Annotated in this window: 12 protein-coding genes and 1 pseudogene; 5 read left to right on the forward strand and 8 right to left on the reverse strand. The window is 36.5% G+C overall.

The annotated features are described in order from the left end of the window. Positions 1 to 20 precede the first annotated feature (20 nt). Both AC3VI6_RS04545 and AC3VI6_RS04550 read right to left on the reverse strand, forming a co-directional pair. On the reverse strand, positions 21 to 857 hold the full coding sequence (locus AC3VI6_RS04545; protein ID WP_274634389.1) for a ZIP family metal transporter: 837 nt from the start codon (positions 855 to 857) through the stop codon (positions 21 to 23). A gap of 26 nt (positions 858 to 883) precedes the next feature. Beyond that, positions 884 to 1543: a metal-dependent transcriptional regulator gene (locus tag AC3VI6_RS04550; RefSeq protein ID WP_299003363.1), complete on the reverse strand. Its 660-nt coding sequence runs from the start codon at positions 1541 to 1543 to the stop codon at positions 884 to 886. 130 nt (positions 1544 to 1673) lie between these two features. On the opposite strand from AC3VI6_RS04550, the gene AC3VI6_RS04555 reads away from it, so the two are divergent. Continuing rightward, on the forward strand, positions 1674 to 2954 hold the full coding sequence (locus tag AC3VI6_RS04555; protein WP_497705311.1) for a TonB-dependent receptor: 1281 nt from the start codon (positions 1674 to 1676) through the stop codon (positions 2952 to 2954). Positions 2955 to 2978: 24 nt separating this feature from the next. On the opposite strand, the gene AC3VI6_RS04560 is transcribed toward AC3VI6_RS04555, so the two are convergent. Beyond that, entirely contained in the window at positions 2979 to 3944 is a 966-nt protein-coding gene (locus tag AC3VI6_RS04560) for an IS110 family RNA-guided transposase (RefSeq protein WP_497705312.1), read from the reverse strand. 241 nt (positions 3945 to 4185) lie between these two features. Here AC3VI6_RS04560 and AC3VI6_RS04565 point away from each other — a divergent pair. The 3 genes and pseudogenes from AC3VI6_RS04565 to AC3VI6_RS04575 form a co-directional block, all read left to right on the forward strand. Continuing rightward, positions 4186 to 5244, forward strand: a pseudogene (locus AC3VI6_RS04565) (TonB-dependent receptor plug domain-containing protein); the annotation flags it as partial. Between the two features lie 135 nt (positions 5245 to 5379). Further along, a complete protein-coding gene (locus tag AC3VI6_RS04570) occupies positions 5380 to 8127 on the forward strand; it encodes a TonB-dependent receptor (RefSeq protein WP_497705313.1) in 2748 nt (915 codons plus the stop codon). Positions 8128 to 8247: 120 nt separating this feature from the next. Next, a complete protein-coding gene (locus tag AC3VI6_RS04575) occupies positions 8248 to 10200 on the forward strand; it encodes a beta-helix domain-containing protein (protein WP_497705314.1) in 1953 nt (650 codons plus the stop codon). Positions 10201 to 10755: 555 nt separating this feature from the next. On the opposite strand, the gene infB is transcribed toward AC3VI6_RS04575, so the two are convergent. The 3 genes from infB to rimP form a co-directional block, all read right to left on the reverse strand. Then, entirely contained in the window at positions 10756 to 13647 is a 2892-nt protein-coding gene (infB, locus tag AC3VI6_RS04580) for a translation initiation factor IF-2 (RefSeq protein ID WP_435253781.1), read from the reverse strand. A 136-nt stretch (positions 13648 to 13783) separates the two neighbouring features. Further along, positions 13784 to 15040 carry a transcription termination factor NusA gene (gene nusA / locus AC3VI6_RS04585; RefSeq protein WP_120186099.1) on the reverse strand — a complete coding sequence of 419 codons (1257 nt, stop codon included), beginning with the start codon at positions 15038 to 15040 and terminating at the stop codon, positions 13784 to 13786. Positions 15041 to 15052: 12 nt separating this feature from the next. Beyond that, positions 15053 to 15517: a ribosome assembly cofactor RimP gene (gene rimP / locus AC3VI6_RS04590; protein ID WP_497705315.1), complete on the reverse strand. Its 465-nt coding sequence runs from the start codon at positions 15515 to 15517 to the stop codon at positions 15053 to 15055. 158 nt (positions 15518 to 15675) lie between these two features. Here rimP and AC3VI6_RS04595 point away from each other — a divergent pair, with 158 nt between their 5' ends. Continuing rightward, a complete protein-coding gene (locus AC3VI6_RS04595) occupies positions 15676 to 16503 on the forward strand; it encodes a universal stress protein (RefSeq protein WP_497705316.1) in 828 nt (275 codons plus the stop codon). Positions 16504 to 16648: 145 nt separating this feature from the next. On the opposite strand, the gene AC3VI6_RS04600 is transcribed toward AC3VI6_RS04595, so the two are convergent. Further along, the gene (locus AC3VI6_RS04600) at positions 16649 to 25786 is read right to left on the reverse strand and encodes a T9SS type A sorting domain-containing protein (protein ID WP_497705317.1); all 9138 of its coding nucleotides are present in this window, start codon (positions 25784 to 25786) and stop codon (positions 16649 to 16651) included. After that, entirely contained in the window at positions 25743 to 26693 is a 951-nt protein-coding gene (locus AC3VI6_RS04605) for a hypothetical protein (RefSeq protein WP_520436370.1), read from the reverse strand. The genes AC3VI6_RS04600 and AC3VI6_RS04605 overlap by 44 nt, the downstream gene beginning before the upstream one ends. Positions 26694 to 26854: the final 161 nt, after the last annotated feature.

Consider the following 26854-nt stretch of genomic DNA (forward strand, 5'->3'; position numbering starts at 1 on the left):
TTATCAAAATAGCTTACACTCTAGCCAAGACCGACATCTAACGACATCATAACAATAAATCCGCCAATAAAACCGAGTGTAGCAATATCTGTATATTTATCTCGTTGAGTTTCAGGAATTACCTCTTCTACAACCACAAAAATCATTGCTCCTGCAGCAAATGCTAAAGCATACGGTAAAATTGGTGTAAAAAACGATACCGCTACCGCTCCTAAAACAGCTGCCATTGGCTCTACAATTGCCGACATTTGACCATACCAAAAACTTTTAAAACGACTTACTCCTTGTCTACGAAGCGGCATTGCCACTGCAAATCCTTCAGGGAAGTTTTGAATCCCAATACCAATGGCCAATGAAATTGCTGCAATTATCATTTCAGTTTGCTCTACTCCTACCATTGTTGATGCTGCTCCAAACAATACTCCCACTGCTAATCCTTCCGGAATGTTATGTAAGGTTATTGCTAAAACTAACAAAGTTGTTTTATGCCAGCTCGTCTTAACACCTTCAACTTCATGTTCTTTAAAATTAATATGTAAGTGTGGTAATAATTTATCCATTCCGAATAATGCTAAAGCCCCTAAAGCGAATCCAATTGCTGATGGAATTACTTTTACGAACCCTTCCCCTGGACTATTATCAATTGCTGGCGATAACAAACTCCAGAAACTCGCTGCAACCATTACCCCTCCTGTAAAACCAAGCATTCCATCTAAAACTGCTCGGTTCATTTTTTTGAAAAAGAACACTAAACTAGCTCCTAAAGCTGTTAATCCCCAGGTAAAAAGCGATGCATATAATGCTGCTTGAATTGGGTGTTCCTTCCCAAATTCTACTAATTGATTAAATAAATCCATCTATAATACTATCTCTTATTAGTTGTTTAACGTGATTTTTGAATATATAAGTTACTTGCTATTTTATTTGAAACAGACAGTGTTTTTCCATCCATTTCTATAACTAGAGAACCATCAAAAGGTTCTTTTTCTACTACCTTTATTTGTTTTCCTAAAGCAACTCCTTGTTTATCTAAAAAGCGTAAAAATTCTGAAGAACTATCATCAACCCCTACACAAACTCCTATTTCATTTTCCTTCAACGTTGATAATAAACTTTTTTCTATAATCTGTAAGTTACCTTCTTTATCTGGAATAGGATCTCCGTGTGGATCCCTCTTAGGATACTCTAAAAAAGCATCTAGCTCGTTGATTAATTTGGGAGATTTAATATGCTCAAGCTGTTCTGCTACCTCATGAACTTCATCCCAAGAAAAATTTAATTTATCCACTAAAAAAACTTCCCATAATCGATGCTTACGAACAATATTAGCTGCTGTTTTTTTTCCAAAATCAGTCAAAGTTACTCCTTGATATTTTTTATAAGTCACAACATCTTTTTCAGATAGTTTCTTAATCATATCTGTTACCGATGATGCTTTAGTATCTAACTTTTTAGCTATAGCATTTGTACTGATTCCTTTTTTAAAATCAGCTTCTAAATGATAGATCGTTTTTATATAATTTTCTTCAGATTGACTAAACATCATATTCTTTTTTAGATGTACAAATATATAAACTTTAGTTTAATCAAATATATTTTTAGGTTAACCTAAAAATATATTTATATTTGTATCAAATTTTATTTAGAAACCACCACAACAAACTATTTTCAAGATGAAAAATCTAGTTTCTTTCACAATTCTATTGCTATCAAATATTACTATCGGACAAACTATTAAAGGAAAAATCAGCACATCATCAGGCGATATAGTACCATTTGCTAGTGTATTTATAAAAGGAACAGAAAAAGGAACAACTACTGATGAATATGGAAACTACAAGTTAAAAACCACTAAACGTAAATTTGTTTTGGTTGCATCTTCCTTAGGTTTTTTATCTGAAAGAAAAACAGTAACCTTAAACTCTTCCGAAGAAAAAATAGTTGATTTTATATTGACTGAAACCGCAGAAATTTTAGACCAAATAACCATTACGGGAACACGCACAGATAAACGTAGAACCAATAGCCCTGTGATTGTAAATGTTATCAATAGTCAAACTTTAGCAGATGTTCAGGCATGTAATTTATCTGAAGGATTGAAATTTCAAACAGGTTTACGTGTAGAAACCGACTGCCAAACTTGCAACTACACACAACTTCGCATGAATGGTTTAGCTGGCGGATATTCACAAATATTAATTAATGGTCGTCCAATTTTTAGTCCATTAACTGGTTTATACGGATTGGAGCAAGTACCTACCAACATGATTGAACGCATCGAGGTAGTTCGCGGTGGAGGTTCTGCTTTGTACGGTTCAAGTGCGATTGGAGGGACAGTAAATGTCATTACTAAAATTCCAAAGAAAAATAATTATAGTATAGGTTACACTTATCAGAATATAAAAGGAGTTTCTGACCATATTATTACTGGAAATGCAACCATAGTTAATGAAAACAGAAATGCAGGTGCTTCATTTTTTATCAACAACCGAAGAAGGGCCATGTATGATGCTAATGGTGATAACTTTTCTGAACTTCCTGAGTTAAAGAACAACTCTTTTGGAACAAACCTATTCTTCCTTCCAACTGAAAATCAAAAAATAGAAGTCAACTTCAGTAAAATGAATGAATATCGTTATGGTGGAGAAATGATTGATAATGCTCCGCATTTTGCAATGCAATCTGAAGAACGCGTGCACGATGTGTATGTAGGGAATGTTGATTATCAAATTAATTTTAACGATGATAAAAGCTCAATCATTACCTATTTTGCTACACAATATACCGGAAGAGAACATTATACAGGTATTCGTCCAGATATTGGCACTACTGAAGACACAGCACATTTAGCAAATCCCCCGTATGGAAATTCAACCACAACCACCTTTCAAGGAGGACTACAATTCAACCACAAATTAGAAAAATTTCTTGGAGGTAACAAAGAACTGAGGTAAAAAACAAGTAAATTTTATACTTTTTTAAACCAAAGTACTTTTATAATTTGCATCATAAGGCAAACCACTTTTTATTATTGCAAAAGCTTGTTTTAGTAGCTTATTACACACCGCTATTAAAGCAAGTTTTTTACTCTTACCCCTAGCTACAATTCGGTCATAAAGTTCTCTACATGCTTTGTTGTATTTACAAGCATTAAAACTACACATAAACAATAAATTTCTAAGCTTTGGATTACCCATTTTACTTATTCGAGGTCTTCCTTTTATACTACTGCCTGACTCTCTAATAACAGGAGTTATACCTGCGTAACTGCACAGCTCCTTTGCCGAAGTAAAGCGCTTAAATCCATCGGTAAAAACTAATAACATTAATGCTGTTTTACCTCCTATTCCTGGAATTGACTTTAATAAAGTCACTTCTTCTTGATAGCTCTTTTTTACATTCTCTAGCAACAAATCTTCAAATTTAACCATCTCTTTTTGTATATTTTTTAGTTGCCTTTTTAAGGAACTAACTACCAATTTCGATGGAGTTCCTAATACTGATTCGCCATGAAGCTTATTCTTTAATTGAGTAGATTGTTTCGTGTAAACACTCAACAAACGTACTATTTGTAAACATTCTTGTTGATCCTTGCTTTCTCCTTTCCATATAGAAGGAGCTTGACTTACGCCATAATTATATAACTGTTTTGCATCACTCTTATCCGTCTTTACTTTTGATAAACTCATTTGAATAAAACGTTTTATCTTCAACGGATTTTCTACTGATACCAAAACTCCTTTTTCTGTTAAAAAATAAGCTAATCGTACATGATAATACCCTGTGGCTTCCATTATACAATGAGTTAAATCACTTGTGATTAACAACAGCTCTTTAAAGCCTGATGTATCATTTTTAAACTGATACCAATTACCTTGATAATCATACACATCTAAAATATCTTTACTTACATCGATTCCTAAAAATTGTTTATTTTTACTCATAAGAAAAAAGGATTGGAAAGAAAAATAACTACTATCAATTCAACAACTTGAAATCGAGATCTTGGTCTCACAGAACTGAACGAATTTAAAGTAGTAAAGCGTAGGGATTATCAATGTTGACGAAATCTAGGTTTCAACGTATATCATAACCTTACTCTACGCTTTTTTCTTTCTGGTTTTTATTACTAAATTTAAACAATTGCTAACTTAAGACGTACTTACACTAGGAAGTGAATTTGTACAAGACGATGTTTTTGATGTTATTGATGCATACCAATACAAAGTAGATCAACTTACTAAAAACTACGGATTCTTTTTTCAAAGTGATTGGGAAATTTCAGATAAGTTAAATTTACTATCAGGAATACGATATGACAACCATACATTAAACACACTTAAAACAGATGGTACTCAAAAAAACATTACGAACAATGTTGCGAGTCCGAGAGTATCTTTATTATTCAAACCATTTGAAAATACTCAAATCAGAGGAACTTGGGGCACTGGTTTTAGGGCTCCGCAAGCTTTTGACACCGATTTACACATTGCTTTTGCTGGTGGAGGAATATCACGAGTTGTATTAGCTGATGATTTAAAAAGAGAGCGCTCTAATAGTTATACCCTTTCCTTTAATTACGACAAACCTACAGAACATTATATATATGGTTTTACCATTGAGGGTTTTTACACCAATTTAAAAGATGCTTTTTATTTAGAAGCTATTGATAAAGATAATTTTGGAGAAATTTTTGAAAAAAGAAATGGAGACGGAGCTGTTGTACAAGGAATTACTTTAGAAACCCGTTTAAATTACGATGGAATTTTTCAGTTAGACGCAGGATTCACATATCAATCTAGTAAATTTGATACAGCTGTTGATAATTTTCACAATCTATCACCCAAAAGAGAGTTTTTACGAACACCCTCAACTTACGGATACGCTACAGCGACCTATACCCCTAATCAAAAATTTAAAGCTGCTTTAAATTTAGTATACACAGGACAAATGGATGTTTTACACATTATACCTAATCCTGATTTCAATCCACCAACTGATAACAGTGAAAATATTGGTGAATATTTAAGCTCTCCTTCGTTTTTTAACTTAGGTGTTAACACTAGTTATACTTTTAATGTAGAAAAACTTAACACCAATATAGAGCTTAACGCTGGTATTAAGAACATTTTAGACGATTATCAAAGTGAATTTGACAAAGGAAAAGACAGAGATAGCAACTTTATTTTTGGCCCTGCAACCCCAAGAACCTTCCTTTTTGGAGTGAAATTTACAAGTAATTAACATTTAAGTAACATAATCGAGTCTAGTTAACATTAAACAAACATTCTAATAATATAAACGTAATTCCTACATAACATTAGCTTTACTGTTTAACTTGAATTTTGCGCCATAAATAAACAGAATTCAAAGATTAGAATGAAAAAAATATTATTTATAGCTTTTTTAAGCTTATGTAATTTAGCATTTTCTCAAAGCAAAGGTACTGTAAACGGTACTGTTACTGACAAAGAAATGAGCGGTGAAGCATTGCCTTTTGCTAATGTTTTTATTAAAGGAACATCTATTGGTGCTACTACCGATATGGAAGGTAAATACACTTTAAGTGTTCCAGCAGGAAATCAAACTATTGTTTTTAGTTTCGTAGGATACCAAACAGAAGAAAGAGCTATAGTTGTTAAAGCAAACGAAACACTTGTAGTAAACCAAGAAATTGGAGCTAACCAAGGAGTTGCTTTAGATGAAGTAAAAATTAACGCAACAGTTAGTAGAGAGAAATCTAGTGCTTTACTATTAGAGCAAAAGAAAGCTACCGTAATTAAAGAAAGTATTGGGGCTCAAGAATTAGCTCAAAAAGGAGTTTCTGATGCAGCTGCTGCCACTACCAAAATTTCTGGTGTTAACAAAAGTGAAGGATCTGGAGACATATACATTCGTGGTTTAGGTGATAGATATTTATCTACAACAATGAACGGTTTACCAATCCCTTCTGATGATGTAAGTAACAAAAACGTTAACTTAAGTTTATTCAGTACTAATGTTATTCAAAATGTAGGAATTAGTAAAACATACGCTACTTCAAGTTACGCTGATCAAGCCTCAGGAAATGTTGATATTTCTTCTAAAGAATACACAAAAGATATGTTTTCTATTGGTGTAAGTGGTGGTGTTAACACAAATGCGATCGAAGTAGACAACTTCAGACAAACTATTATAAGTGATGATGTAACTTTTGGATTCTACAAAAAACAATTTGCTCTTCAAAACCTTATGACTATCCAAGGATGGGATACTAAGAAAGCTGAAACACCTATTAACTATGGAGCTTCATTATCAGGAGCAAAAAGGTTTAACTTATTTAACAAAGAATGGAAAATATTAGCTTCTGCATCTCACTCTAAGTCTTCAGAATACAGAAATGGTATTTTTAAATCTTATAGATCAAACGTATTAAATAATTCATTTACTGATGTTGAAAACTTTATCGCTAAAACAAACTCTACAGGTTATGTTAGAGTTGATTTAAAATTAAATGACAACAACAAATTAAAGTATAACACTTTATTTGTAAACAAAGGTGAAGACGGATTATACGAACAAGGTAGAAATGGTGAAGGATATGTATTCGACCAAGACCCACAAGAAAATGGGGCGTTTGTGAGAGACCAAAACTTTAAACAAACTACTATGTTTGTTAACCAATTAATGGGTGAACACAAATGGAACAAAAACAACCAATTAAATTGGGCTGCTGGATATAACTTTGTATTAGCAGAAGAACCAAACCGTATTAGAAACGAAGTAAATATTTTAGATATTGATTCTAGTCCTTTAATCCAGTTTGCACACGTTGGAGATTACCAACAAAGAAAATCTTCTCAGAAAATTGAAGATACTGAATACAATGCTTTTGTTGAAAACCAATGGTCTTTAGGTCAAACAGCAGATGAGTATGAAGACAAACCTTACAAATTAAACTACGGTTTAAACTTCCGTAAAAAAGAAAGAACTTTTAACTCTTTATTCGTAGGTTTCAGAGCTAAAGATTTTACTGCACCTTCTGTTGATGAAATCTCAGGAACTTTACAACAAGGAACAAACTCTGGTTTAATCTTAAGAGAGCAACAACCAGATTTATATAAAGGTGAATTATTCGTTTTAGCTGCTTACACTAATTTCGATTTTAAATTTGACAATAATTTATCTGGTAACATTGGTTTACGTTTTGAAAGAGATGAAATTGATATGGCTTGGAATGTGGGGAACCGTCCAGGAAGATTTGGATCAACAAACAAAACATATCAAAGTTTATATCCAAGTGTAAACTTAAAGTATGAATTAAACGATAGAAACTTTATCCGTTTTGCTTCAAGTGTAACACAAACTTTACCTGAGTTTAAAGAATTATCTCCTTTCGAGTATGTTTCTCCAACAGGTCGTGTAATTGGTGGTAACGAAGACTTAGAAAAATCTGATGTTTATAATATTGATTTAAAATGGGAATTTTTCCCAAGCAGAAGTCAGTTATTATCGGCTACAGCTTTCTATAAACAAATCAACAACCCAATTAACTTAACACAAGACCAAGGTTCATCAGGTTACTTCAAATTTTTTAACACAGGAGATCAAGCCAATATATTAGGTTTTGAGCTTGAAGGTAGATTAGACATCTTAAAAAATGAAGATGATAAAGCTATATTAAATGCTACAGCGAACTTAACTAAAATGTGGTTTAACCAAGATTTATTCCCTAAGTATCAATTCAAAGGAAAATCTGAATCTGAATTACAAGGAGCTTCTGACTTTATTGTTAACGGATCTTTAAGCTATTCAGACCATAAAGAAAATGCGTTTTCAGCTACATTAACAGGTAACTATGCTTCTGATAAAATCTATGCATTAGGTGCTCCAGAAGATTTTAACAACAGTACAACACTTTACAATGATGAAATCATTGAAAAAGGGTTTGTTACTCTAGATTTTGTTGTTAGTAAACAAATTTTTAGAGGATTTACTGCCAAGTTAGTTGGTAAAAACTTATTAGACCCTAAAATTAAACAAACTCAATTAGTTAGAGACCTTAACACCTTAATTGAGACTAATGAAACTGTATTATCATACAAAAAAGGAAGACAACTTACTTTAAGCTTAAATTATAATTTCTAGTAGTTAACCCTAATTTAATATTACTTGCTTTATATAACAATCAATTAATATTCAATTAAAAGAAACACAAAATACAGGTTATTAATTTGCCTAACGAAAATTAAACAAAGAAATAAAAAAATGAAAAGACCTTTTAAATTTTTAAGTATAGCAGCTTTATCTGTAGCAGCTTTAACTTTTACAAGTTGTGGTAGTGATGATCCTGCAATTTTACCTCCAGATGTTTCTGATGTTGTAGAAAAATTACAAAGCGGAATCATGAGTGGTGAATTAGCTGAAGATTTTACATTAACAAATCCTTCATATGCATTAACTAGCTCATTCATTATTAAAGATGGTGCTACATTAACTATTCCTGCAGGAACTAGTATTGTTGCAGACGCTAAAGGAACTGATGTATATATCGCAGTTTTACAAGGTGGTAAAATCAATATTAACGGTACAAACTCTAGTCCTGTAGTTATGAGTTCTTCTGAAGGACAACCAGGAGACTGGGGTGGTTTAACAATCTGTGGTAAAGCTACGACTACCGCAGGAACAAATGTTACTGCTGAAGTTGGTGGATTCATCTATGGTGGTACTCAAGATGATGATAATTCAGGTGTTATCAAAAACTTAGTAATTAAAGGTACTGGTGCTCAAATTAACACTGAATCTCAGTATAACGGAGTTTCTTTCTATGCTGTAGGATCTGGTACTACTGTTGAAAACATTGCTGTTTTTGACGGAGCTGATGATGGTGTTGAATTCTTCGGAGGAACTGTTTCTGCTAAAAACATCTACTTAGAAAACTTAGAAGATGATGCTATTGACTGGACAGAAGGGTGGAATGGTACTGTTGAAAATTCTTATGTAGTAAATACTAAAGCTGGTTTCTCAACTGTTGTAGAAGCTGATAAAGACAACAAAAACCCTAAGTTAATTAACTTAACAGCTAAGTCTATTGTAGGTGGTACTGCTTTACAATTTAAGAAGCAATCTGGTGCTACAATTACAAACTTACACATAGAAGGATATGACAAAAACATCGATATGAAAGATGATGGTCCTTTAGCAAACGTTATTATCGATGGTGAAGCTGCTCAAGTAGATGCTGAGTATACTGCTGGTACTAAAGTTGATATTTCTTCTTGGTCTTTCATTAACGGAGAAATTGTTGAAATTACTCCTTTAGTAGGAGAGGTTACTGGTAACGTAACGTTAACTGCTGATAAGACTTATAACTTAACAGGGTCTTATATCGTAAAAGATGGGGCTACTTTAAATATTGAAGCTGGTACAAAAATTATCGTTGACCCTAAAGGAACAGATGTATATATCGCTGTTTTACAAGGTGGTAAAATTAACGTAAATGGTACTGCTGAAGCTCCTGTAGTAATGACTTCTGCTAACGGACAACCAGGTGACTGGGGTGGTTTAACTATTTGTGGTAAAGCTACTACAAGTGCCGGTGTTGGTGTAACTGCTGAAGTAGGTGGATTTATCTACGGTGGTTCTGATGACACAGATAACTCGGGTTCTATTGAATACTTAGTAATCAAAGGAACTGGTGCGCAAATTAACATCGACTCTCAATATAACGGAGTTTCATTCTATTCTGTTGGTTCTGGTACAACGGTTAATAACATCGCGGTTATTAACGGAGCTGATGACGGTGTAGAGTTTTTCGGAGGAACTGTTTCTGCTACAAATTTATACTTAGAAAACAACGAAGATGATTCAGTAGATTGGACTGAAGGATGGAATGGAAAAGTAACTAACACTTACATTTCTCACACTATTTCTGGTTTTTCAACTGCTTTTGAAGGTGACAAAGTAAATAACAACCCACAATTCGAAAACTTAACTGCAATCTCTACTGTTGGTGGTACTGCATTACAGTTTAAAAAGACTTCTGGAGCTACTATTACTAACATTTGGTTAGAAGGATATGATAAAAATATCGACATGGTAGACGGTGGTGCTTTATCTAACGTTCAAATAGATGGAGCTGACGCTTCAACTACTGCTGATTATAAAACAGGAACTAAAGTTGATATCTCAACTTGGTCTTGGAGACAAGCTGGATTATAGTAGTCAAGCATTATAAAACTAAAAACCGAGCAAATTGCTCGGTTTTTTTATTCCTTTATATTAGAAATACTGTAAAGTAAATCTTCTATCTTTTTTAATTCTGTTGAGGGATTTCCTGCATCAAACGTAATCGATTTATATTCCTTATCTCCTATTTTATGGTGAATTCTGTATGTAAGGCTCCATCAGTTATTCTTTTTTCACTCGGTGCAATTAAGCGCTTCCTATTTCTTCTATATTTAACTCATCTACTACTTTTTTTAACTCTTTAAGTTGTTCTTTTGAAAGTTCTTTTGTTTCATTTTCTTGATTTGTTTTATAAGTTACCTTATTATCATCAACAGTTATTTGTATTAAACTACCTCTTGTTTGCGCTTCATAAGCGATCGTATAAAAGTTTTAAAGATGTTTTGCACTACACGATTCATCATACATAAAAAGGTCTTAGAAATGATTATTAGGTTTTTCATAATAATTACTTCTTTAATTATAAACATAAAAAAAGACGCCTCATTAATAATGAGACGTCTTATATTTATCGCTTTGTAAGTGTTCTTACTTAAGCTTTTTCTTCACTGCTACTTCAATGTAAGCTTCTATAACATCACCTTCTTGAATGTCGTTATATCCTTTAATTTGAAGACCACAATCGTATCCTTTCGTTACTTCTTTAACATCATCTTTAAAACGTTTTAACGAAGTTAATTCACCATCATGAACAACGATTCCTTCTCTAATAATACGAACTTTAGAATCTCTTGTAATCTTACCAGACATCACCATACATCCTGCAATATTACCAACCTTAGAAATTTTATAAACTTCTCTAATTTCAACATTACCAAGAACTTCTTCTTTCATTTCAGGAGACAACATTCCTTCCATTGCATCTTTCAAGTCGTTGATTGCGTCATAGATGATTGAGTATGTTCTGATATCTACTTCTTCTCTATCGGCTACGGCACGTGCATTTCCTTGCGGACGTACGTTAAACCCAACGATAATTGCATCAGATGCAGTTGCTAATAATACGTCAGACTCTGTAATTGCTCCAACTCCTTTATGTATAATATTTACTTGAATTTCTTCAGTAGATAACTTTTGGAACGAATCTGTTAAGGCTTCTACCGAACCATCTACATCTCCTTTTAAGATGATGTTTAATTCTTTAAAGTCTCCTAATGCAATACGACGTCCAATCTCTGCTAATGTTAATGTTTTCTGCGTTCTTACAGATTGCTCACGTTGTAATTGAGAACGTTTAGCAGCAATTTGTTTTGCTTCACGCTCATCATCAAATACATTAAACTTATCACCTGCTTGTGGTGCTCCATCTAAACCTAAGATTGATACCGGCATTGAAGGTCCAGCTTCTTTTACTTTTTTACCTTTATCATCAAACATAGCTCTTACTTTACCACTATGTTTTCCTGCTAAGATATAATCTCCAATTTTTAAGGTACCTGCTTGTACTAAAATCGTAGAAACATATCCTCTACCTTTATCTAATAAGGCTTCTACTACAGCTCCGTTAGCATTTTTATTAGGGTTTGCTTTTAACTCTAATACTTCTGCTTCTAACAATACTTTTTCTAGTAAATCATCAACTCCTTGTCCTGTTTTTGCAGAAATCTCTTGAGATTGAATATTACCTCCCCAATCTTCTACTAATAAGTTCATAGAAGAAAGTTGTGTTTTAATATTGTCTGGATTTGCGTTTGGCTTATCTATTTTGTTAATCGCGAATACAATTGGTACTCCTGCTGCTTGTGCGTGAGCAATTGCCTCTTTTGTTTGTGGCATTACATCATCATCGGCAGCAACTACGATAATAACTAAATCGGTAACTTGAGCTCCGCGGGCACGCATTGCTGTAAAGGCCTCGTGACCTGGTGTATCTAAGAATGTAATTCTTTGATCTCCTACTTTTACAGAATATGCACCAATGTGCTGTGTAATTCCTCCAGATTCTCCTTCAATTACATTAGCTTTACGAACGTAATCTAGTAACGAAGTTTTACCGTGATCTACGTGACCCATTACGGTTACAATCGGTGCACGAGTAATTAAATCTTCTGGACTATCTTCTACTTCTTCAATTGCTTCTTCTACTTCTGCACCTACGAATTCTACTGTGTAGTTAAATTCTTCTGCAACAATTGATAAAGTTTCAGCATCTAAACGTTGGTTCATTGTTACCATCATTCCTAACATCATACAGGTAGAAATAATTTGTGTAACAGGAACATCCATCATCGTTGCAACTTCACTAACAGTAACAAACTCAGTTACTTTTAACACTTTGCTTTCTGCTTGTGCTGCTTGTAATTCTGCTTCTGATTGTTGACGGTGTGCATCTCTCTTATCACGACGATACTTGGCACCTTTTCCTTTTTTAGATTTTCCTTGAAGTTTTTCTAAGGTTTCTCTAACTTGCTTTTGGATTTGTGCTTCTGTTAACTCTTCTTTCGGAGCTACATTTTGCCTTCCTCTTGCACCACGTTGTCCACCACGGTTTTGACCTCCACGACTCTGACCCCCACGATTTTGACCTTGGTTTGGTCTTGATGCGTTGTTACCAGCTCCTGTTGTTCCAGCAGGCTTACTTATTCTTTTACGCTTTTTCTTATCTGCATCATTTGTAGCAGCGCCTTTATTTTCTGGCTTTTTCTTCTTAGGTCTTTCAAATTGTTTTAAATCAATTTTTTGACCTGTAAAGTTAGGACCTTCTAATTTCTTATACTGAGTTTTAATTTTTTCAGCATTTTCTGGAGTAATTTCTACTTCTTTTGTAGGTTGCTTTACTTCTTCCACCTTTTTTTCAACAGGCTTCTTTTCTTGCTTAGGCTCTTCAGCTTTTACTTCCTTTTTTGGAGTTTCAACTGGCTTCACTTCTTTAGGCTGCTCTACTTTTTGAGACTCTGGCTTTTTTTCTTCAGCTTTAACTGGTTCTTCTACCTTAACAGGCTCTTCTTTCTTAGGAGCTTCAACCTCTTTCTCTACTACAGTTACAGGTTCTTCTTTTTTAGGAGCTTCAACCTCTTTTTCTACTACAGGCTCTTCTACTTTGTCTTCTACAGCCTTACCTGTTTCAACATCAATTTTACCTACAGTTTTAATCTCTAGTTTTTCAGCTTTGGCTTTTAAAACTTCTTGTTTTTTAGCTTCCTCCTCTAATCTCTTCTTTTCTTGCTCCTCTTCTAATTGCTGACGAATTGCCTCTTTTTCTTTTCTCTTTTCTTCGCTTACTTCTTTAGAGGCCACCTTCTTAGATTTATCAGTTTGAAATCCATCAAATAAAATTTGATATTCTTCGTCTGATATTTTGGTAGTAGGGCGAGCTTCTATATCATGACCATTTTTAGCCAAGTGTTCTACAGCTCTATCTAAAGAAATGTTTAATTCTCTTAAAACCTTATTCAGTCTTAATTTTTTGCCTTCAGCCATATATTGTTTTATACTTTTTTATTGAAAAAACACACTTTACACGCAAAACGTATAGTTATGCTCTTTTTCTACTTTTTGCCAGATTTTATGTAGCAAATCTACAAAGGATACTGGCTTCCTCTTTATTATTTATATGTTAATCTTCGAATTCTTCTCTTAAAATTCGTTGAACATCTAAAATAGTTTCTTCTTCTAAATCGGTTCTTTGTACTAACATTGAGACGTCTTTTTCTAAAACGCTCTTCGCCGTATCTAAACCTATTTTCTTGAATTCTTCAATTACCCAAGCTTCGATTTCATCAGAGAATTCTGTTAATTCTACATCTTCTTCTTCGATTCCTTCTCTCTTAACGTCGATTTCGTAACCTGTTAATTCACTGGCTAAACGAATATTAACCCCAGCTCTACCAATTGCTTTTGATACTTCTTCTGGTTTTAATAAAACCTCTACACGTCCTTTTTTACCATTCTTCTCTTCGTCAAACATTTCAATCTCTACAGAAGTTACTTTTGCAGGACTTAATGCTCTTGCTACGAATAACTGCTCGTTCTTAGTGTAATTAATTACATCAATGTTTTCGTTTCCTAATTCACGAACGATACCGTGAATACGAGAACCTTTTACACCAACACAAGCTCCAACAGGATCAATTCTATCATCGTACGAATCTACGGCGATCTTTGCTTTATCCCCAGGTATTCTTGCTACTCCTTCAATAGTAATTAAACCGTCAAAAACTTCAGGAATTTCTTGTTCAAATAACTTTACTAAGAATGCAGGCGAAGTTCTAGATAATATAATTGCTGGTTTGTTACCTCTTAATTCTACTGATTTAATAACTCCACGAACAGCATCTCCTTTTCTAAAGAAGTCAGAACGAATTTGTTCACTCTTTGGTAAAACAATCTCATTTCCTTCATCGTCCAACAAAATTACAGCATTATGACGAATATGATGTACTTCTGCACTATAAATTTCTCCTTCTAAGTCTTTAAAATGCTTAAATACATTCGTACTATCATGCTCGTGTATTTTAGAAATTAAGTTTTGGCGTAATGCTAAAATAGCACGTCTTCCTAAATCAATTAACTTAACTTCTTCAGATACGTCTTCACCAATTTCAAAATCTGGTTCTATTTTTCTTGCTTCAGAAAGTTCTATTTCCTCATTATCATCTTCAGACATCCCATCTGCCACAACTACACGGTTTCTCCAAATCTCTAAATCTCCTTTATCAGGGTTGATGATGATATCAAAGTTATCGTCTGACCCAAACCTACGTTTTAAGGCTGCACGAAATACTTCTTCTAAGATAGACATTAGGGTTACCCTGTCTATACTCTTATTATCTTTAAACTCCGAAAATGATTCAATTAATGCAATATTTTCCATTTCATTCTCTAATTAAAATATGATCTTCACTTTTGCTTCTTTAATATCTTCATACGCTAGTGTTTTTGTTTTTTCTACCGTATGCTTTCCTTTACCTACTGGTTTAGGCTCTCTTGCTTTCCAATATAACGTAATGTTGTCTTCTGTTACTTCGGTTAACGTTCCTTCGAACTCTTCTTCTGTTACTGTTTTAACAGCAAGAATCCTGTTGATGTTCTTTTTATACTGACGCTTCACCGTTAACGGGCGTGCAATATCTGGTGTGGTTACCTCTAACGAAAAATCTTCTTCTTCTCTATCTAAATTGTGCTCAATTTTTCTACTGATACGAATACATTCGCTTAAAGGTACACCTGAATCTCCATCTACTATTACTTTTATTTTATTGTCTGACAAAAACTGTAAGTCTATTAAATATAATGACTCGTTTTCTTGTAAGGCTTCTTGTAATAATTCTTTAACTCGTTCTTGATTCATACTAGGTATAAAAAGAGGGGACTCTCGTCCCCTTCATCTATCTGATTAATAAATTTGCTGCAAATATAGTAAGTTATTCATTAACACACAAATATCTTTCCTTTTTACGCTGATTTTTTGTATATTTAAGAGACTATCTCTCTTTAAATCTTCTTATTATGAAAAAAATACTCGTACCCACCGATTTTTCGAAGCCGTCTGAGTATGCTTCGAAACTAGCATCGAAACTAGCTGAAAAAGCTAACAGCGAAGTTCATCTTTTACACATGGTTGAGCTTCCTACTGGAATTATTGACATGGGAGCTGGAACTAACTTTAGTATTCCTGAAAGCATGTTATACATTAGAAAAGTTCGTGACAGACTTATTGATTACAAACAGCAATTTTTCTCAAGGAATGAAATTGTTAAACACGCTATTCGTTTTCAAAATCCTTATGATGGTATTAGCGACTACGCAAAAAAACACAATATTGATCTCATTATTATGGGAGCCAAAGGGCATACTAACCTAGAAGAAATTCTTATCGGTTCTAATACTGAAAAAATTGTAAGAAATTCTGAAATACCCGTTATAGCAACTAAAAAGAACGGAGAAAATTTTGACCCAAAAAACTTTGTTTTTGCTTCTAGTTTTAAGCCTGAAAAAAACCAAGCTTTTGAACGTTTTTTAGAATTTGCTAGTAATTTTGATAGCAAAATTCATTTATTGAGAATAAACACACCTCAAAAATTTGAGAACACACAAGAAACAAACCAACGCATTAAAAACTTTATTAAAAAATATGATTTAAAAAACTACACTATTAACGTTTACAATGATTCTTCTATCGAAAAGGGAATTCTAAATTTTTCTAATAAAATTAATGCTGATATTATTGCTCTAGCTACTCACGGCAGAAGTGGTTTATCACATATTTTTAACGGAAGCATTACCAAGCATTTATCGAAAAAATCGATTAAACCTATGCTTACTTTCAAAATTTAAAAAGGAACAACAAATACAAAACCGCTAAGAATTAAATCTTAGCGGTTTTTTTATTTTAAAATTTCTAATATTCCTTTTACTTTTAGAATAAGTTTAGAGGAGCGTGATTTCTTACTCCTCCAAACTATTCCTTTTATAATTCAGATTACTTTTTCTTCTTAGGACGCATTGCTATAATTTTCTTATTAACAACGCCTTTGCTTGTAATCATTCTTACAATTAAAGCTTGATTTTGTACATCTGATAAATCTATTTTTATTTGTTCTGAAGTTCCTTTGATGTAAGAATTATTTTCAACTCTCTTAATCAAAATACCATTCATACTATAAATCTCAATAGCTACATCTGTATCAAACTTATAATTATACTCAAGTGTTAACTCATTCTCAAACGGAACTGGGTATGCACTAAAGCTTAATGGTTCTTGTTGAACTGGCTCTAACATCTCTTCTTGACAAGGCTCTACTGAACCGCTTGGAGTGAACGTTCCGCCATCATCAACTGACTCATGACATCTACAAACCTCTTCACAGGTTACTGCATGGGCAATTACATAAATTGGTCCGCTAGCTTCAATAGGTCCTACGGTGTAATTAGATGCATAATCTAATTTTTTAGTATTGAAATTAAATTGTCCTGGGGCTACCGTTTCTTTACCTTTCTTGGTAGGATACTTCTCACATCCTACGTACACATGAGCTACATTCATTACATATCCTTCAAACAGGTTGTACTCAACTGTTACATACCCATCTAGATACGTAACTGTAACCTCTCCAGATTGTACTCCTTTAGAAACATCACATTGTGCTGCTCCTGAATATAAAGGAAGCGTATATGTACCTTCTTCTGCAAAGTAATTTGTCCAACCCCAACGGTTAAAGCCGTCGTCTAAGAAACAAGTATAGTTATCACCTCTTGCAAATGCTGTTTCACAATTTTCAAATAAATCAGTTTTATTTGACATTGTCACTGTTTCAGTAACACTATTACCACAATCATCCGTTGCTGTGAAAACATAATCTGCATACTGAATACAACTTTCTTCTCTATAGTTAGTAGGATACGCTACCAGATCACCGCCTGCTGCACAGTTATCTGTCCATTTTGCAGTTAGCATTTCAGGTAATTCTCCATCACATAACTCAAGGCTTTCTGGTAAATCAGTTATCACAGGATTGGTCATGTCGTAATCTCTTGATACTAATGTAGTCTCAGTATCACTATTACCACAATCATCGGTAATTGTAAACGTGTACAGTCGGTATTGTGTACATCCATCGGCACTATCTGGTTGGTTCACTCCTCCATCAGACTGGATACCTTGTCCGCCTGCTGCACAGTTGTCTGTCCAATCTGTCGTTAAGTTTTCTGGCCATGGTGTGTTACAACCTTCTAGTTTATAATCTGGCACATCTACAATCTCTGGATTGGTCATATCGTAATCTCTTGAAACTAATGTAGTCTCAGTATCACTATTACCACAATCATCGGTAATTGTAAATGTGTACAGTCGGTATTGTGTACATCCATCGGCACTGTCTGGTTGATCCACTCCTCCATCTGACTGGATACCTACTCCGCCTGCTGCACAGTTGTCTGTCCAATCTGTCGTTAAGTTTTCTGGCCATGGTGTGTTACAACCTTCTAGTTTATAATCTGGTACATCTACAATCTCTGGATTGGTCATGTCGTAATCTCTTGATACTAATGTAGTCTCGGTATCACTGTTTCCACAATCATCGGTAATTGTGAATGTGTACAGTCGGTATTGTGTACATCCATCAGCACTGTCTGGTTGATCCACTCCTCCATCGGATTGAATACCTACTCCGCCTGCTGCACAGTTGTCTGTCCAATCTGTCGTTAGGTTCGCTGGCCATGGTGTGTTACAGCCTTCTAGTTTATAATCTGGTACATCTACAATCTCTGGATTGGTCATGTCGTAATCTCTTGAAACTAATGTAGTCTCGGTATCACTATTACCACAATCATCGGTAATTGTAAATGTATACAGTCGGTATTGTGTACATCCATCGGCACTGTCTGGTTGATCTACGCCACCATCTGATTGAATACCTACTCCGCCTGCTGCACAGTTGTCTGTCCAATCTGTCGTTAAGTTTTCTGGCCATGGGGTGTTACAACCTTCTAGTTTATAATCTGGCACATCTACAATCTCTGGATTGGTCATGTCGTAATCTCTTGAAACTAATGTAGTCTCTGTATCACTGTTACCACAATCATCCGTAATTGTAAACGTGTACAGTCGGTATTGTGTACATCCATCGGCACTGTCTGGTTGATCCACTCCGCCATCTGACTGAATACCTACTCCGCCTGCTGCACAGTTGTCTGTCCAATCTGTCGTTAGGTTCGCTGGCCATGGTGTGTTACAGCCTTCTAGTTTATAATCTGGCACATCTACAATCTCTGGACTGGTCATGTCGTAATCTCTGGAAACTAATGTAGTCTCGGTATCACTGTTACCACAATCATCCATAATTGTGAATGTGTACAGTCGGTATTGTGTACATCCATCGGCACTATCTGGTTGATCCACTCCTCCATCAGACTGAATACCTACTCCGCCTGCTGCACAGTTGTCTGTCCAATCTGTCGTTAGGTTCGCTGGCCATGGTGTGTTACAGCCTTCTAGTTTATAATCTGGTACATCTACAATCTCTGGATTGGTCATGTCGTAATCTCTTGAAACTAATGTAGTCTCGGTATCACTGTTACCACAATCATCCGTAATTGTGAATGTGTACAGTCGGTATTGTGTACATCCATCGGCACTGTCTGGTTGATCCACTCCACCATCTGATTGAATACCTACTCCGCCTGCTGCACAGTTGTCTGTCCAATCTGTCGTTAGGTTCGCTGGCCATGGTGTGTTACAGCCTTCTAGTTTATAATCTGGTACATCTACAATCTCTGGATTGGTCATGTCGTAATCTCTGGAAACTAATGTAGTCTCTGTATCACTGTTTCCACAATCATCGGTAATTGTGAATGTGTACAGTCGGTATTGTGTACATCCATCAGCACTGTCTGGTTGATCCACTCCTCCATCGGATTGAATACCTACTCCGCCTGCTGCACAGTTGTCTGTCCAATCTGTCGTTAGGTTCGCTGGCCATGGTGTGTTACAGCCTTCTAGTTTATAATCTGGTACATCTACAATCTCTGGATTGGTCATGTCGTAATCTCTTGAAACTAATGTAGTCTCGGTATCACTATTACCACAATCATCGGTAATTGTAAATGTATACAGTCGGTATTGTGTACATCCATCGGCACTGTCTGGTTGATCTACGCCACCATCTGATTGAATACCTACTCCGCCTGCTGCACAGTTGTCTGTCCAATCTGTCGTTAAGTTTTCTGGCCATGGGGTGTTACAACCTTCTAGTTTATAATCTGGCACATCTACAATCTCTGGATTGGTCATGTCGTAATCTCTTGAAACTAATGTAGTCTCTGTATCACTGTTACCACAATCATCCGTAATTGTAAACGTGTACAGTCGGTATTGTGTACATCCATCGGCACTATCTGGTTGGTTCACTCCTCCATCAGACTGGATACCTTGTCCGCCTGCTGCACAGTTGTCTGTCCAATCTGTCGTTAAGTTTTCTGGCCATGGTGTGTTACAACCTTCTAGTTTATAATCTGGCACATCTACAATCTCTGGATTGGTCATATCGTAATCTCTTGAAACTAATGTAGTCTCAGTATCACTATTACCACAATCATCCGTAATTGTGAATGTGTACAGTCGGTATTGTGTACATCCATCGGCACTATCTGGTTGATCTACGCCTCCATCAGACTGAATACCTACTCCGCCTGCTGCACAGTTGTCTGTCCAATCTGTCGTTAGGTTCGCTGGCCATGGTGTGTTACAGCCTTCTAGTTTATAATCTGGTACATCTACAATCTCTGGATTGGTCATGTCGTAATCTCTTGAAACTAATGTAGTCTCGGTATCACTGTTACCACAATCATCCGTAATTGTGAATGTGTACAGTCGGTATTGTGTACATCCATCGGCACTGTCTGGTTGATCCACTCCACCATCTGATTGAATACCTACTCCGCCTGCTGCACAGTTGTCTGTCCAATCTGTCGTTAGGTTCGCTGGCCATGGTGTGTTACAGCCTTCTAGTTTATAATCTGGTACATCTACAATCTCTGGATTGGTCATGTCGTAATCTCTTGAAACTAATGTAGTCTCGGTATCACTGTTACCACAATCATCCGTAATTGTGAATGTGTACAGTCGGTATTGTGTACATCCATCGGCACTGTCTGGTTGATCCACTCCACCATCTGATTGAATACCTACTCCGCCTGCTGCACAGTTGTCTGTCCAATCTGTCGTTAGGTTCGCTGGCCATGGTGTGTTACAACCTTCTAGTTTATAATCTGGTACATCTACAATCTCTGGATTGGTCATGTCGTAATCTCTTGAAACTAATGTAGTCTCGGTATCACTATTACCACAATCATCCGTAATTGTGAATGTATACAGTCGGTATTGTGTACATCCATCGGCACTATCTGGTTGATCCACTCCGCCATCAGACTGGATACCTACTCCGCCTGCTGCACAGTTGTCTGTCCAATCTGTCGTTAGGTTCGCTGGCCATGGTGTGTTACAACCTTCTAGTTTATAATCTGGCACATCTACAATCTCTGGATTGGTCATGTCGTAATCTCTTGATACTAATGTAGTCTCAGTATCACTATTACCACAATCATCGGTAATTGTAAACGTGTACAGTCGGTATTGTGTACATCCATCGGCACTATCTGGTTGGTTCACTCCTCCATCAGACTGGATACCTTGTCCGCCTGCTGCACAGTTGTCTGTCCAATCTGTCGTTAAGTTTTCTGGCCATGGTGTGTTACAACCTTCTAGTTTATAATCTGGCACATCTACAATCTCTGGATTGGTCATGTCGTAATCTCTTGAAACTAATGTAGTCTCGGTATCACTGTTACCACAATCATCCGTAATTGTAAATGTATACAGTCGGTATTGTGTACATCCATCGGCACTATCTGGTTGATCCACTCCGCCATCTGATTGAATACCTACTCCGCCTGCTGCACAGTTGTCTGTCCAATCTGTCGTTAGGTTCGCTGGCCATGGTGTGTTACAACCTTCTAGTTTATAATCTGGCACATCTACAATCTCTGGATTGGTCATGTCGTAATCTCTTGAAACTAATGTAGTCTCTGTATCACTATTACCACAATCATCGGTAATTGTGAATGTATACAGTCGGTATTGCGTACAACCATCTGCACTGTCTGGTTGATCCACTCCGCCATCTGATTGAATACCTACTCCGCCTGCTGCACAGTTGTCTGTCCAATCTGTCGTTAAGTTTTCTGGCCATGGTGTGTTACAGCCTTCTAGTTTATAATCTGGTACATCTACAATCTCTGGATTGGTCATGTCGTAATCTCTTGAAACTAATGTAGTCTCGGTATCACTATTACCACAATCATCGGTAATTGTAAATGTATACAGTCGGTATTGTGTACATCCATCGGCACTGTCTGGTTGATCTACGCCACCATCTGATTGAATACCTACTCCGCCTGCTGCACAGTTGTCTGTCCAATCTGTCGTTAAGTTTTCTGGCCATGGGGTGTTACAACCTTCTAGTTTATAATCTGGCACATCTACAATCTCTGGATTGGTCATGTCGTAATCTCTTGAAACTAATGTAGTCTCTGTATCACTGTTACCACAATCATCCGTAATTGTAAACGTGTACAGTCGGTATTGTGTACATCCATCGGCACTGTCTGGTTGATCAACTCCGCCATCTGACTGAATACCTACTCCGCCTGCTGCACAGTTGTCTGTCCAATCTGTCGTTAGGTTCGCTGGCCATGGTGTGTTACAGCCTTCTAGTTTATAATCTGGCACATCTACAATCTCTGGACTGGTCATGTCGTAATCTCTGGAAACTAATGTAGTCTCGGTATCACTGTTACCACAATCATCCGTAATTGTGAATGTGTACAGTCGGTATTGTGTACATCCATCGGCACTATCTGGTTGATCTACGCCTCCATCAGACTGAATACCTACTCCGCCTGCTGCACAGTTGTCTGTCCAATCTGTCGTTAGGTTCGCTGGCCATGGTGTGTTACAGCCTTCTAGTTTATAATCTGGTACATCTACAATCTCTGGATTGGTCATGTCGTAATCTCTTGAAACTAATGTAGTCTCGGTATCACTGTTACCACAATCATCCGTAATTGTGAATGTGTACAGTCGGTATTGTGTACATCCATCGGCACTGTCTGGTTGATCCACTCCACCATCTGATTGAATACCTACTCCGCCTGCTGCACAGTTGTCTGTCCAATCTGTCGTTAGGTTCGCTGGCCATGGTGTGTTACAGCCTTCTAGTTTATAATCTGGTACATCTACAATCTCTGGATTGGTCATGTCGTAATCTCTTGAAACTAATGTAGTCTCGGTATCACTGTTACCACAATCATCCGTAATTGTGAATGTGTACAGTCGGTATTGTGTACATCCATCGGCACTGTCTGGTTGATCCACTCCACCATCTGATTGAATACCTACTCCGCCTGCTGCACAGTTGTCTGTCCAATCTGTCGTTAGGTTCGCTGGCCATGGTGTGTTACAACCTTCTAGTTTATAATCTGGTACATCTACAATCTCTGGATTGGTCATGTCGTAATCTCTTGAAACTAATGTAGTCTCGGTATCACTATTACCACAATCATCCGTAATTGTGAATGTATACAGTCGGTATTGTGTACATCCATCGGCACTATCTGGTTGATCCACTCCGCCATCAGACTGGATACCTACTCCGCCTGCTGCACAGTTGTCTGTCCAATCTGTCGTTAGGTTCGCTGGCCATGGTGTGTTACAACCTTCTAGTTTATAATCTGGCACATCTACAATCTCTGGATTGGTCATGTCGTAATCTCTTGATACTAATGTAGTCTCAGTATCACTATTACCACAATCATCGGTAATTGTAAACGTGTACAGTCGGTATTGTGTACATCCATCGGCACTATCTGGTTGGTTCACTCCTCCATCAGACTGGATACCTTGTCCGCCTGCTGCACAGTTGTCTGTCCAATCTGTCGTTAAGTTTTCTGGCCATGGTGTGTTACAACCTTCTAGTTTATAATCTGGCACATCTACAATCTCTGGATTGGTCATGTCGTAATCTCTTGAAACTAATGTAGTCTCGGTATCACTGTTACCACAATCATCCGTAATTGTAAATGTATACAGTCGGTATTGTGTACATCCATCGGCACTATCTGGTTGATCCACTCCGCCATCTGATTGAATACCTACTCCGCCTGCTGCACAGTTGTCTGTCCAATCTGTCGTTAGGTTCGCTGGCCATGGTGTGTTACAACCTTCTAGTTTATAATCTGGCACATCTACAATCTCTGGATTGGTCATGTCGTAATCTCTTGAAACTAATGTAGTCTCTGTATCACTATTACCACAATCATCGGTAATTGTGAATGTATACAGTCGGTATTGCGTACAACCATCTGCACTGTCTGGTTGATCCACTCCGCCATCTGATTGAATACCTACTCCGCCTGCTGCACAGTTGTCTGTCCAATCTGTCGTTAAGTTTTCTGGCCATGGTGTGTTACAGCCTTCTAGTTTATAATCTGGTACATCTACAATCTCTGGATTGGTCATGTCGTAATCTCTTGAAACTAATGTAGTCTCTGTATCACTATTACCACAATCATCGGTAATTGTGAATGTATACAGTCGGTATTGTGTACAACCATCAGCACTATCTGGTTGATCTACGCCACCATCAGACTGGATACCTACTCCGCCTGCTGCACAGTTGTCTGTCCAATCTGTCGTTAGGTTCGCTGGCCATGGTGTGTTACAACCTTCTAGTTTATAATCTGGTATATCTACAATCTCTGGATTGGTCATGTCGTAATCTCTGGAAACTAATGTAGTCTCTGTATCACTATTACCACAATCATCGGTAATTGTGAATGTATACAGTCGGTATTGTGTACAACCATCAGCACTATCTGGTTGATCTACGCCACCATCAGACTGGATACCTACTCCGCCTGCTGCACAGTTGTCTGTCCAATCTGTCGTTAGGTTCGCTGGCCATGGTGTGTTACAGCCTTCTAGTTTATAATCTGGTATATCTACAATCTCTGGATTGGTCATGTCGTAATCTCTGGAAACTAATGTAGTCTCGGTATCACTATTACCACAATCATCGGTAATTGTGAATGTATACAGTCGGTATTGTGTACATCCATCGGCACTATCTGGTTGATCCACTCCGCCATCTGACTGAATACCTACTCCGCCTGCTGCACAGTTGTCTGTCCAATCTGTCGTTAGGTTCGCTGGCCATGGTGTGTTACAGCCTTCTAGTTTATAATCTGGCACATCTACAATCTCTGGATTGGTCATATCTGGTGTTACTGTAAAAGTTTTTTCACAAGTTTTCACCTGTTCACATTCATCAGAAACCTCATATTTTACAGTAATACTTCCACCACACGCGTCTGGTGCTTGAAGAGTATTAATATCTACCTCTAGATCACTAACATAATATTTCTCAACAACGGTTCCATTTCCTCCAGAATAAGAGAACCCAGATAACCATGTACTAAATTCACTATTTATACTTTCTTGTGATGTACATTCCGGAATTGTTTTATCTTCAGAACATTCTATATCTAACGGAATTAAAGGTTCTCCCTCTACTACAAAGTCATCTTCTGCCGTACAACCTACAACACCTGGTGCAAACGTTAGGGTTGCTGCTACACTATAGGTTCCTGCTTCACTTACTTCTAAGGTACTTCCTGTTTCTCCTTCTAGCTCCTCACCATCTTTATACCATACATAGGTAAAGGTATTCCCCGCAGGAGTTGCTGTTGTTGTAAGTGTAATACTGTCTTCTGTACACGCTATATCTTCACCTTCTATCTCTACAGTTACCTCTGGGGTATCTGCTAAACTAAATGGTCCTGCTAAATCTTTTAACTCAGCAGTAAAAGAATCAGAAGATCTTGTTTTTACAATTACACTTCCTAATGGACTAACACAATCTATACCTGGAGAGCTACTAGAATCAAAACCTAATGCTGAAGCATTGATTGCTATTTCCGCAAACGTTAATTCTGAATAATCTGGTACTATATTTCCTCCTTTACTGATTGTTCCCCAAGTGACCTGCTGGTACTGGACCTCCATCGTTTACTTGAGAAAATACCGCTTCAAGACCTGGTATATCACTTCTAAGTTGAATTTCAGCATATCCATAGTTTCCTGCTCCATTACCTCCTGAATATTGTACATATCCGTTATTATCTTCTACAAATTCAAAAGGTCTTCCCCCTTTTGCATTTTGTGCATCAAAAAAAGAATCAGGCACCCCTACTAATTCAACCCAAACATATAATTTAACAATTGCATTAGCTCCTCCATTTGCATAGTTAATAGAAAGAATGATGTCTCCATGTTGAGCTACCTCACCTGTTACAGGATCAAACAAATAAGGAGTTCTACCTCCTGTTGCTGATAAATCTTCAACCGATTCTATAGTTCCATTTACTAGATTTACTTTCTTTCTAAAGTATTCAAAATCTAAATAACTATCTCCACTATCGTTTCTTGTTGATGCTCCTAAAAAGGTCCATTCGTCTGTCCCCACTGTTGCTCCTTCTCTTCTTAGATGCCCGTAAACATCTATAATATCATTTTTTTGCGGAACCGAAGCATCTGTAATTGTCCAAGTGTCTGGATTGTCATTATTTTTATCTGAACCTCCTGTAAATACATTTGAATCTGAATTATTTCCTTGCGCATTTTGATCTCGAATAAATACAGCATCAATCCAGAGTCTTCCATCTACAACTGAGTAAATAGGATAACTCATTCTTATTTCTGCTGAAGCATTATCGTCTACTAATAAACTCGCTGTAGTTGCAGTAGCAGTTTCATCAATAACTCCTTTCCCTGAGGTTCCTAAAAACCAATCATCTGTTCCAAACGGGAAGACTGCTCCATTTGGAAAGGATACTATTCCTGAATACACATCTGCATCAACACCAAAGTTCGCATGAACACTTGTTTCGGTATTTACTGTTTGTGCATTCACTGCATTAATTGAAAATAAAAAAAGTACGACAAGAAACCCCGCCATACTATTTCGGCATCTTTTTAAATTTTTAGTAATGCATTTTTTTAACGTGTTAAACCTCGTCTGCCAACAGACAGGTTGTGTTTCATTAAGCAACATATTGTAATATTTTACATAGT

This window comes from Tenacibaculum sp. TB-56 (genome assembly GCF_059716275.2).